Annotated in this window: 8 protein-coding genes and 2 riboswitches; of the genes, 5 read left to right on the top strand and 3 right to left on the bottom strand. The window is 73.2% G+C overall.

The annotated features are described in order from the left end of the window. The first annotated feature begins 57 nt into the window (after positions 1–57). Positions 58–1,263, top strand: a complete 1,206-nt coding sequence (locus AB1460_RS25990; protein ID WP_368964731.1) for an acyl-CoA thioesterase — start codon at positions 58–60, stop codon at positions 1,261–1,263. A gap of 23 nt (positions 1,264–1,286) precedes the next feature. Here AB1460_RS25990 and AB1460_RS25985 read toward each other — a convergent pair whose 3' ends face one another. Then, positions 1,287–1,964 (bottom strand): enoyl-CoA hydratase-related protein, encoded by a 678-nt coding sequence (locus tag AB1460_RS25985; protein WP_368964730.1) that lies wholly within the window; start codon positions 1,962–1,964, stop codon positions 1,287–1,289. 128 nt (positions 1,965–2,092) lie between these two features. Further along, positions 2,093–3,715: a serine/threonine-protein kinase gene (locus AB1460_RS25980; RefSeq protein WP_368964729.1), complete on the bottom strand. Its 1,623-nt coding sequence runs from the start codon at positions 3,713–3,715 to the stop codon at positions 2,093–2,095. A gap of 268 nt (positions 3,716–3,983) precedes the next feature. On the opposite strand from AB1460_RS25980, the gene AB1460_RS25975 reads away from it, so the two are divergent. From AB1460_RS25975 to AB1460_RS25960, 4 genes are all read left to right on the top strand, one after another. Then, complete coding sequence (locus AB1460_RS25975) at positions 3,984–4,226, top strand: hypothetical protein (protein ID WP_368964728.1); 243 nt, start codon at positions 3,984–3,986, stop codon at positions 4,224–4,226. Between the two features lie 117 nt (positions 4,227–4,343). Further along, positions 4,344–4,437: riboswitch (glycine riboswitch) on the top strand. Beyond that, a riboswitch (glycine riboswitch) is annotated at positions 4,438–4,555 on the top strand. A 177-nt stretch (positions 4,556–4,732) separates the two neighbouring features. Further along, positions 4,733–7,771: an aminomethyl-transferring glycine dehydrogenase gene (gene gcvP / locus AB1460_RS25970; RefSeq protein WP_420497362.1), complete on the top strand. Its 3,039-nt coding sequence runs from the start codon at positions 4,733–4,735 to the stop codon at positions 7,769–7,771. Between the two features lie 283 nt (positions 7,772–8,054). After that, complete coding sequence (locus AB1460_RS25965; protein WP_368964726.1) at positions 8,055–8,810, top strand: FkbM family methyltransferase; 756 nt, start codon at positions 8,055–8,057, stop codon at positions 8,808–8,810. Positions 8,811–8,888: 78 nt separating this feature from the next. Continuing rightward, positions 8,889–9,341: a MaoC family dehydratase gene (locus tag AB1460_RS25960; protein WP_368964725.1), complete on the top strand. Its 453-nt coding sequence runs from the start codon at positions 8,889–8,891 to the stop codon at positions 9,339–9,341. Positions 9,342–9,345: 4 nt separating this feature from the next. On the opposite strand, the gene AB1460_RS25955 is transcribed toward AB1460_RS25960, so the two are convergent. Beyond that, complete coding sequence (locus AB1460_RS25955; protein WP_368964724.1) at positions 9,346–10,668, bottom strand: class I SAM-dependent methyltransferase; 1,323 nt, start codon at positions 10,666–10,668, stop codon at positions 9,346–9,348. Positions 10,669–10,846: the final 178 nt, after the last annotated feature.

Here is a 10,846-nt window from a genome sequence, read left to right as displayed (position 1 = left end):
GACAGGGAGTGGCCCCGACGCGCGGCCGGTGCCGGACCAGGACCAGGACCGGGACCGGTGGCGCCAGGAGCCGATCGCCGGGCCGCGGGGGAACGCGAGGACCGGCCGGAGATGCCCCGCCCGCGGAGGCGCGGGCCCGGCCTGGTCAGATCGCTGCAGGTGACCCCGATCCGGATCACCGTGGACCGGGTCGGCCGCCGGGCGCGCCCGGCGGAACACGCCGTGCCGCCGGAACGTGCCGGGGCACCCGAGCGGCTCCCGTTCCCGGAGCCGGCCGGTCGGCCGGGCGGGCACAGCCCTGCCCGGGCCTCGGACCGGCCCAGCTTCCTCGACCTCGCGGCGATCGAGGACATCGACCGCGACGTGTTCCGCGCCCGATGGCCGGGCGAGGAGCGTTCCCCCGTCCACACCGGGCTCATCGCGGTGCAGGCCCAGCTGGCCGCCACCCGCACCGTGGCGGCCGGGCGGCCGTTCCACTCGCTGCACGCGCACTTTCCCCAGCCGGCGCGGGCGCGGACCTCGATCGTCTACCTCGTCGACCGTGTCCGCGACGGCGGCGGGACGACGACCCGGCGGGTGACAGGCGTGCAGGCCGGCCAGGTGGTCTGCGTGATGTCGCTGTTGTACCGGCCGGGCGGGCCGGCCGGTCACCAGCTGCGCGCCCCGCGTGTGCCACCCCCGCGGGACCTGGACCACCGGGACGATCCGGAGGCCACGCTGGGTGGGCTGCGTGGCCCGCGTGGGCGGTCCGGCGACGCGACCGTCGCCCTCCGCCAGGGTGGTCCCACGCCCGGTGCGTCCGGTGCGTCCGGGCGGCGGGACGTGCCCGAGAGCCTCATCGACGTCCGCTCCGTCACGGGTGAACCGGCCGGGCCCGGGCCGCGGGAGGCCGTCCGCCCGGTGGCCTGGGTGCGGCTGGACCAGACGCTGCCGGATGACCCCCCGGTGCACGCCGGCGCGCTGGTCCTCCTCGCCGACCACGTCACGACCGCCTTCGCCCGCCAGATACGGGCGGTCTTCGCCGGCCCGCCCGACGGCGGCCACGCGGACAGTTACCCAGGTGGTCACGCGGGCGGGTCCGGGGGCCTCACGGCCCTGGACCACGCGATCTGGATCCACCAGCCGTTCCGCGCCGATCAGTGGCTGCTCGTCGTGCGGGACAGCCCGTCCGGGTCAGGACAGCGGACCCTGACCCGCGCGACGTTCTTCAGCCGGGACGGCCGGCTGGTCGCCTCCGCCAGCCAGGACACGGCACCCGACTGATGCCGTGACCGGCGCGGCACCGCTCAGATCGAGATCTCGACGGCCTCTCCGGCGACCAGCCCGGCGATCGCGGTGGCGTACAGCCTCGACTTGATGGTCCCCAGCGTGGGGGATGCCTTGCCGGCCAGCGCACTGGCCATCGCGACCGCCGTGGGTAGCACCTTCTCCTGGTCCGCCACGCCATCGATGATCCCGGCGGTCAGCGCGTCGTCGCCGCCGTACCGGCGTCCCGTCGTCATCGCCTCGTGGGCGGTGCGGATGGGCATCCGGGAGCGGATCAGGTCGGTGATCCCCCCGCTGAAGGGGATGTCGATGTCGACCTCGGGGAGGCAGAAGTAGCCCCGGTCTGCCCGCATGACCTGCTGGTCGTGGCAGAGCGCGAGGACCGCCCCGGCGCCGAACGCGTGTCCGCCGACCGCTGCGACGGTTGTCAGCGGCAGCGTCACGAACCTGGCGAACAACACCCGCACCGACTGGATGAACGGTTCGATCTCCCCGGGGTTCGCGGTCATCCAGGCAAGGTCGAACCCGTTGCACCAGAACTTGCCCGAAGCTGTCGTGACCAGGGCCTTCGGCGCGGGAGCGGCCACCACCTCGTCGAGGGCCAGGTTCAGCGCGGCCAGCGACGACGGGTTGAGCCGGTTCTCCGCGGCGCCCAGGTCGAGAAGGAACACGTCACCGTCGCGGTCGAGTCCTGACACCTGCTGCTCCTCGCGCACTCGTCCCGGCGCCGCCGCGCCGGATGGCATTCTCCTCCGCTGACTATGCCGAGTGGGCCGCTCACGTGGAGGTGGTTGGTGCGCCGCGGCGGCTGGCCACGCCCGCTGCGTCAGTGCAGGCCCTGGCACCTGGCGACGTCCTGGACGGGCTCGCCGTCCGGGACGGAGGCCACCGCGGTGGCCGGGAGGTACCCCCACGACTCCCGGTAGCCGAAGGCGTTCCGGCTCGGCCGGTCGCCCTTGGTGTAGAGCCACCAGGTGTTCTGGCGCCCGCCGAGATCGGGGTTGGCACGGCCCTCGATCTGGCAGATCACCCAGACCTGGGGTGCCCGGTCCATGTAACCGGAGTCGTCGAGCGGACCGGGCGCCGTGGCCGCGATGTTCGCGTACACCTCCGAGCCCACGCTGGTGGCACACATGTACTGCCGTCTGAACGTCTGGCCATGGTGGTCGGTCTTCCGCGTGAGCTGGGGAGCGCAGACCGGCGCGCTCTCCGTGGTGGTGGTCGTCGGTGAGGTGCTCGCCGAACCGGAGGAGGTCGGGGTGGGAGCTGTCCCCGGCGGTGTCACCACGGGGGGCTGGGGTGACACGGTGATGGGCCCGGGTGTCGACGTGCGGGGCCCGCCGGCCTGCCCTGCCCCGAGGGCATCGTCCGCACCGTCCGATCGGGGGATCAACAGCCACACCGTGGCGACGAGAGCTGTCAGCAGCGCCGCCGTGCCGGCGGCAGCCGCGGCCACCCGCCGCCGGCTGGTGGGATCCGGGCGGGTGGCGGGCGGTACTGGCCCGGGAGCGCGTCCGGCGAACCGGTGACCGGCCCTGGCCTGCTGACCGGGCTCCGACCCGGGGCCGACGGCTGTGGGCGCCTCGTCCCGCCCCGGAGGCTCGTGCCACGGAGGATCATGGGACAGCCCGGCCGGGGGGCCGGCCTCGCCGCCCACCGCGGTGAGGACGGCGCCGAGCCCGGCGGAGACCTCCCCCAGCAGGGGCCGGTGGTCCGGCTCGGGCGCGAGCATCGCGCGCAGCAGGTCCTCGAGTGCCGGCGGTACATCCGCCCGCCCGAAGGGCGCCATGTCGCCCGAGACGATGCGGTGGTAGATCTCCGTCGGGGTGCGGCCGGGAAACGGCGTGGCCTGGGTGAGCAGAGCGAACAGCGTCGCGCCGAGCCCGAAGACGTCGGAGGACTGCTCCGGCTGCTCGCCGAGAATGACCTCCGGCGCCGCGAACCCGGCGGTGAAGGCCGCCGAGACCGTCACCGCCTCCCGGCCCTCCGCGATGCTGGCGATGCCGAAGTCGCTGAGGACAGGGTGTTCCGGACCGCGTAGCAGGATGTTCGCTGGCTTCAGGTCCCGGTGCAGAATGCCCTGCTGGTGGGCGGCGTCGAGCGCCTGGGCGACCGGGAGCGCGAGCGTCACCATCTCGCGGACCGGGAGCGGCCCGATCTTGTGCACCCGGTCACGCAGGGTTCCCGCCGGGAGGTACTCCATCGCGATGTAGGGCCGGTGATCAGCCGTCGTCCCGGCGTCGAACACGGTGATGATGTGGGGATTTCCGGTGAGCCGCCCGGTGGCACGGCACTCGCGGACGAACCGTCGGCGGGCGTCCGGGTCGCGGAGGTCGGAATGCATGACCTTCACGGCGACCTGCCGTTCGAAGATCTCCTGCTCGGCGAGATAGACGGTGCTGAACCCACCCTGGCCGAGATCGTGGAGGAATCGGTAACCGCTGATCATCCTGGCTGTCCGGTAGTCGGGACGCAGATCGTCGGCGATGACGGTACACGGGGTGATAGTGCGCGTTCCGTCGCCGGGGCGCCGGCCGGGCTCTGGGCCCGGTCGGGCCGGCCCTGCCTGGCGGAGGGAGGCCGGACGTGCCGGCCCGCGCGGGTGATGAGGGCGAGGTCCGGGCATGTCGACAGGTGACGGGATCCGATCGGGCCGTTGTGGCCCGTCCGGGTCGCGCGGGCAGGCCATACGGGCCCCGGATGTCGGGAGGACGGACATGTCGCACCACGTGAGAAAGGGCTCGAGCGAAGCCGCGGGAACCCGGGGAGTTCCGGCCCATCCAGCGGGGGAGGGTGTCTCGGACGACGAGATGGCCCGCCAGGTGACGGACCAGACGTCGCACGACCGGGTCGCCACGACCTTCTTCGAAGGGGAGCGGGGCGGCGCGCGCAGCGAGGAGGAGGCGTCGAAGTTCCGGGACGACCACCGGGACGGGTCGCGCCAGCCGACGGGTGTGTAGCGCGTCACCACCCGGCCGGAGGATGACGGGATGGCTGGCAGGGCGCTGCACGGGCAGTTAGCCTGGCTTGCTGAACGCCCGAGTCCTTTCGGGGCTGACAACTGCACATCGCGCCGCTCACACCCGTGCGGGAGAGCTCCGGGCCTGGCTCGGAGCGCCGAAGGAGCAAGATCTCCCCGCAAACTCTCAGGCCCAAGACCGCCGGGTCAGGCGACTCTGAAAAGCGGATGCTCCGGCGTCCCGCCGACGGTGCAAGCCGACTCCGTGCTTCCGGTTCTCCCGGGAGCACTGCCGGTCGGCGAAGCTCTCAGGCCGATGACAGAGGGGGAGGCCCGCCGCGACGCGGGTGGAGGACCGCAGCCGCACTGGCGGTGGTCTCCCGCTGGCGTTCGCACGACCTCCGGAGCGCAGCGACGATGAGCACTGAGACCTCGACCGCCGTGTCGCCGAGTCACGCACAGCATACGGATGATGACAGCCCGTCCCCGGCAGGTGCGGGAAGCGGCGTGTCAGCCACCCCCCCGGCCGGGCCGGGCCGCCAGCAGGGCGCGCCACTGCCTCGGACGGCCTCGACCGTGGCGAGCGGTACGCCGGAGCCGGTCCGGTTCGCGGACCGCCACATCGGCCCCGACCGCGCCGACCGGATGGCGATGCTCGACCTGCTCGACCTGGGCTCGCTGACCGCCCTCACCGACGCCGCCGTGCCGGCTGCCATCCGGGACACCGAGCTCGACCTGCCACCGGCGGTCAACGAGACCGAGGTGCTCGCGGAGCTGCGGACGCTGGCCGGCCGCAACCGGCGGGTGACGTCCATGATCGGCCTGGGTTTCCACCCGGCGGTCATGCCCGGGGTGATCCAGCGCAACGTGCTGGAGAACCCTGCCTGGTACACCGCCTACACGCCGTATCAGCCCGAGATCTCCCAGGGCCGGCTGGAGGCCCTGCTCAACTTCCAGACGGTGATCACGGACCTCACCGGGCTCGCGGTCGCGGGCGCGTCGCTGCTCGACGAACCCACCGCCGCCGCGGAGGCGATGCAGATCGCCTACCGGTCGACCCGGGGGAAGCGCTCGACCTTCCTGATCGACGCGGACACGCTGCCGCAGACGATCGCGGTCGTCCGTACCCGGGCGGAGGCTCTCGGCATCACCGTCCTGGTCGCCGACCTCCGGGACGGCCTCACGGCCCGGCCCTCGCCCGCCCCGGGCGAGGCCGCCGCCGCGGTCCCGGCGGCGGCGGGCGCGTCCGACGTGCTGCCGGACGTCTTCGGCGTGCTGCTGTCCTACCCGGGCGCGGACGGGGAGGTGCGGGACCTTCGGGGCGTGATCGCGCAGGCGCGCGAGCGGGAGATCGTGGTGACCGTCGCCGCCGATCTGCTCGCGCTCACGCTGCTGCGCTCGCCGGGCCGCCTCGGGGCGGACATCGCCGTCGGGACCACCCAGCGGTTCGGGCTGCCGCTCTCCTTCGGGGGCCCCCACGCGGGCTACCTCGCCGTTCGCGCAGGCCTGGAGCGGATGCTGCCCGGCCGGCTTGTCGGCGTCTCGGTGGACGCCGCGGGCAACCGTGCCTACCGCCTCACGCTGCAGACCCGGGAGCAGCACATCCGCCGGGAGAAGGCGACGAGCAACATCTGCACCGCCCAGGTGCTCCCCGCGGTACTGGCCTCGATGTACGCGGTCTACCACGGCCCGGACGGGCTGACCGGGATCGCCGGCCGGGTGCACGGGCTGGCCGCACGGCTGGCGTCGGGGCTGCGCGGCGGCGGCGTGGAGATCGTCCACGGCGAGTTCTTCGACACGCTGCTCGCCCGGGTACCCGCCCGAGCGGGCCAGGTCGTGGCGGACGCACTCGCGCACGGGGTGAACCTGCGGCTCGTCGACGACGACCATGTCGGCGTCTCCTGCAACGAGACGACTGTCGAGGCCGACCTGCGCGCCGTCTGGGCCGCGTTCGGCGTGGACACCCCCGGAACGGGCGGCGGGCCGGCACTGGCGACGCCACTGCCGGCGCTGCCGGCGCCGATGGCGCGCGGCGAGGAGGAGCCTTTCCTGACCCACCCGGTGTTCCACGCGCACCGGTCCGAGACGGCGATGCTGCGCTACCTGCGGCGCCTCGCCGACGTCGACTTCGCGCTGGACCGGGGCATGATCCCGCTCGGTTCCTGCACGATGAAGCTGAACGCGACGACCGAGATGGCCGCTGTCACCTGGCCCGACTTCGCCGACATCCACCCGTTCGCGCCACTGGACCAGGCCGCCGGGTACGTGTCGATGATCCGGGACCTGGAGCTGTGGCTCGCGCGGATCACCGGGTACGCCGCCGTCTCCGTGCAGCCGAACGCCGGCAGTCAGGGCGAGCTCGCCGGTCTGCTGGCCATCCGCGCCTACCACCGTGACCGGGCCGCCGCGGGCGACACCGTCCGGAACGTGTGCCTGATCCCGTCGTCGGCGCACGGCACGAACGCGGCGAGCGCGGCGATGGCCGGGATGCGGGTGGTCGTGGTCGCCTGCGACGACGAGGGCAACGTCGACCTGGACGACCTGACGGCGAAGGCGGCCGCCCACGCGCCGGCGCTGGCGGCCCTCATGGTCACCTACCCGTCGACGCACGGCGTCTACGAGGAGGGCATCGCCCGCGCCTGCGCGGTGGTGCACGACGCCGGCGGCCTCGTCTACGTCGACGGCGCGAACCTCAACGCCCTGGTGGGGCTCTCCAAGCCGGGGCGTTTCGGGGCCGACGTGAGCCACCTCAACCTGCACAAGACGTTCTGCATCCCCCACGGGGGCGGTGGGCCGGGGGTCGGGCCGGTGGCGGTCGGCGAGAAGCTGCTGCCGTACCTGCCGAACCACCCGCTGCGCCCGGAGGCCGGCCCGCCCACCGGGGTGGGGCCCATTTCGGGGGCGCCCTGGGGCTCGGCCGGCATCCTCATGATCCCGTGGGCGTACATCCGCCTGATGGGGGCCCAGGGGCTGCGGGAGGCGACCTCGGTGGCGGTGCTCAACGCCAACTACATCGCCCGCCGGCTCGCGCCGCACTACCCCGTTCTCTACACGGGGCGTAACGGGCTCGTGGCGCACGAGTGCATCCTCGATCTCCGGCCGCTGACGAAGGAGACCGGCGTGACCGTGGACGACATCGCCAAGCGGCTGATCGACTACGGGTTCCACGCGCCGACGATGTCGTTCCCGGTGGCGGGGACGCTGATGGTGGAGCCGACCGAGAGCGAGGACCGCGGCGAGATCGACCGGTTCTGCGACGCGATGATCGCGATCCGGGCGGAGGCCGCGAAGGTCGGCGACGGGGTCTGGCCGAAGGAGGACAACCCGCTGCGCAACGCCCCCCACACGGCGGAGATGGTGACCGGGGACGAGTGGGCGCACCCGTACCCGCGATCCGTGGCCGCGTATCCGGTGGCCTCGCTGCGGGCCGCCAAGTACTGGCCGCCGGTGCGGCGGATCGACGGCGCCTACGGGGACCGCAACCTGGTCTGCACCTGCCCGCCGGTCGAGGCCTTCGACTCCGGGGCGGAGCTGGTCACCGTCTGACCGGGCCACGGATCAGGCAGTTCGTTGCGCCGGCCACTCTCGATATCAGTTCCTCCGGTGTGAGGGCGGCCGCGTGCTGTGCCTGGTCGTGTCTGCGGTGGGGGTGGCGATGGGCGGCGTCTGGCGACTTGTCACAATTGGCACGACGGCAGGGCCGGTGTGCTCACGTGACGACACCGGCCAGGCACCGGACATCCAGCCGGATGGTCCGGGCCCGGCGGTCAGCCCGTGGCTGGCCCGGGGCCCGGGCCGGACGGACGGCTCGCGAAGGGGACGTTCCGCGATGCAGGAGCAGATGAACAAGCAGCTCGGTCAGCTCCGCCAGACCGCGGTCGAGCTGGGGCTCGGGCCGGCTCTGAAGCTGGTCCGGCGCACCGTGCTGCCCAGCGCCCGCCGCAACGCCATCGATGACCACCACCTCGCTCTGTTGCTGTCCTTCGTGCTCCAGGAGGACTCGAACTGCATCGACGTCGGCGCGCACCGCGGTGACGTGCTCAAGTCGATCGTGCTGCACGCCCCGCGTGGCGAGCACATCGCCTACGAGCCGCTGCCGCACCTGTTCGAGTACCTCTGCCTGGAGTTCCCCACCGTCACGCTGAAGCAGGCCGCGCTCGCGGAGAAGGCCGGTGTCAGCCCGTTCGCCTACGTCCGCAGCCGCCCGGCCTACAGCGGGCTGCGCCAGCGGACGCCGGACGGCGCCGAGGACGTCGAGCAGATCGAGGTCGTCGTCGAGGTGCTGGACGAGACGCTCCCGCCTGAGCACCGCATCGACCTGATCAAGATCGATGTGGAGGGTGCTGAGTACGGCGTGCTGAAGGGCGGCCAGAAGCTGCTCGCCACCAACCGCCCGTACGTGATCTTCGAGTTCGGTGCCGCCGCGCGCAAGTACGGGACCTCGGCCGAGGACATGTACCGCCTCATCGACGGCGACCTGGGCCTGCGCATCTTCGACATGGACGGCACCGGCCCCTACACCCTCGGCACCTTCCGCCGGACCTTCGACAACGGCAACCGCTTCAACTTCGTCGCCCACGCCTGATTCGCGGCAGCCGCCTGACACGGTGGCCGGGTTACCGGAAGTGAGGCGCGTCGCCGACGGCTTCGCCATACTCGCGCCATGGCGACGATCGACGGAATCGACGAGCTGAGGAAGCTTCAGGGCCAGGAGCTTGGCACCAGCCCCTGGCGCGAGGTGACTCAGGAGCAGGTGAACAACTTCGCCGCGGCCACCGGTGACTGGCAGTGGATCCACACCGACGTCGAGCGGGCGAAGGACGGCCCGTTCAAGACGACGATCGCACACGGCTTTCTCACCCTGTCGCTGCTCCCGGTGATCGTGGCGGACACCGCCGCGGTCACCGGTATCTCGCTGGCCCTGAACTACGGGCTGAACAAGGTGCGTTTCCCGCAGCCGGTCCCGGTCGGCTCGCGGGTCCGCGGCGTGGTCCGGAACCTCTCGATCGAGGACGTCAAGGGCGGCGTGCAGGTGGTCAACCAGGTCACCATCGAGCTGGAGGGCGCCACCAAGCCGGCCTGCGTCGCGGAATCGGTGGTGCGGTACCTGTACTGATCGATCACCGGCAGTCGGGGCCGCCCACCATCGCGGTGCCTGCGGCCGCGAGGCCCACCGTGGCCGTGACGATGCGGACGGTCGGGCGCCAGTGCAGGCCACCGGCGTCCACCGAAGGCGCGTGCCACCGGGTCAGATCGTCGATCATCGCCGGGATGTCGGCGACGTCGACCTTCTCCAGCATCGACCGGACGGCGGTGCCCCGGGCCCAGCGCCACCAGTGCTCCACATCCCGGAAGACGAGGTCGGTAGCGACCAGGTCGTCGCCGGTGATGGTGAAGCCCGCTGCCGTGAGGGCCTCGCCGAGCGCTCCCTCGGCCAGGATGGCGAGGCCAGGGCGGCGCTGCGCCGCGCCAATCCCGGTGGCGCGGCGCAGCGGGTAGTCGGGCCGGTCCCACAGCGGGTCCGGCGCGCCGAAGACGCTCACCGCCAGGCGCCCGCCCGGCCGGAGCAGGCCGTGCCAGCGGGCGAGCGCCGCGGCCGGGTCGGGCAGCAGGAACAGCCCCATGCCGCAGAGGACGACGTCGGCGCTGCCCGGCTCGGCCGGCGGTTCGGCCGCGTCGGCGATCTCCACCTCGACCCAGGGCAGCGCGCGGGCGGTGACGTCGGCCGCGGTGAGCTCGACCATGGTCGGTGCCAGGTCGAACGCCCGGACGGAGCCGGTCGCCCCGGCCGCCTCGGCTGCCGGGAACAGGACGGCCCCGCGCCCGCAGGCGAGGTCGATCACGTCGTCGCCGGGGCGGATGCCCGCAGCGCTCGCCAGCGTGCGGCCCAGCGGGCGGAAGAACGGCACACCGTGGATGTCGGCGTCGTAGTCGCGCGCCGCCCGGTCGAAGACCGCGAAGGCGGGTGGCAGGTCGTCACCCGACAGGGCACCGTCGGCGGCCGGGCCGATCCGGTCACCGGCCGTGGCGCGCTGGTCGGCTGGGGCCGCACCGCCGGGGCTGGCGAGGACGGCGTGGTGGTCGGCCGGGCGGCCCGCGTCGGCGGCCGGGCCGGGGCGCTTCACGTGCACCACGGTGACGTCGTCCGCGGGGTGCGGGTCAGCCGCGGGGCGGGCGCCGGCCAGGTCGTCCATAGCCGATCCGTACCCGGAGACGTGGTCTCCCGCCTCACCGGCGGGCTCGTAGTCGCCCAGGCCCGGCATCGCCGGCTCGACGACATCCTCGTCGAACACGCGCAGCTCAAGCCGCCGGATGTCGAGGCCGAGCCGCCCGAGGCCCGCGGGCTCGAGGTCGGCGAAGGCACGATCGGTGTGGCCGGTGTGGCCGGTGTGGCCGGTCTGGCTGGTGCGCCCCGTCGGCCCCGGGCGGCTCGGCCTCGACATCCGGCGGCTTGAGCTGCGCGTGTTCGACGAGGATGTCGTCGAGCCGGCGATGCCGGGCCGGGGCGCTTCACGTGCACCACGGTGACGTCGTCCGCGGGGTGCGGGTCAGCCGCGGGGCGGGCGCCGGCCAGGTCGTCCATAGCCGATCCGTACCCGGAGACGTGGTCTCCCGCCTCAC

Origin of the sequence: Parafrankia sp. FMc2, from assembly GCF_041008525.1 — a bacterium.
Classification (GTDB): Bacteria; Actinomycetota; Actinomycetes; order Frankiales; family Frankiaceae; genus Parafrankia.
The sequence above is the reverse complement of the archived record's forward strand: the minus strand, read 5'-3'. Positions and strand labels throughout refer to the sequence as shown.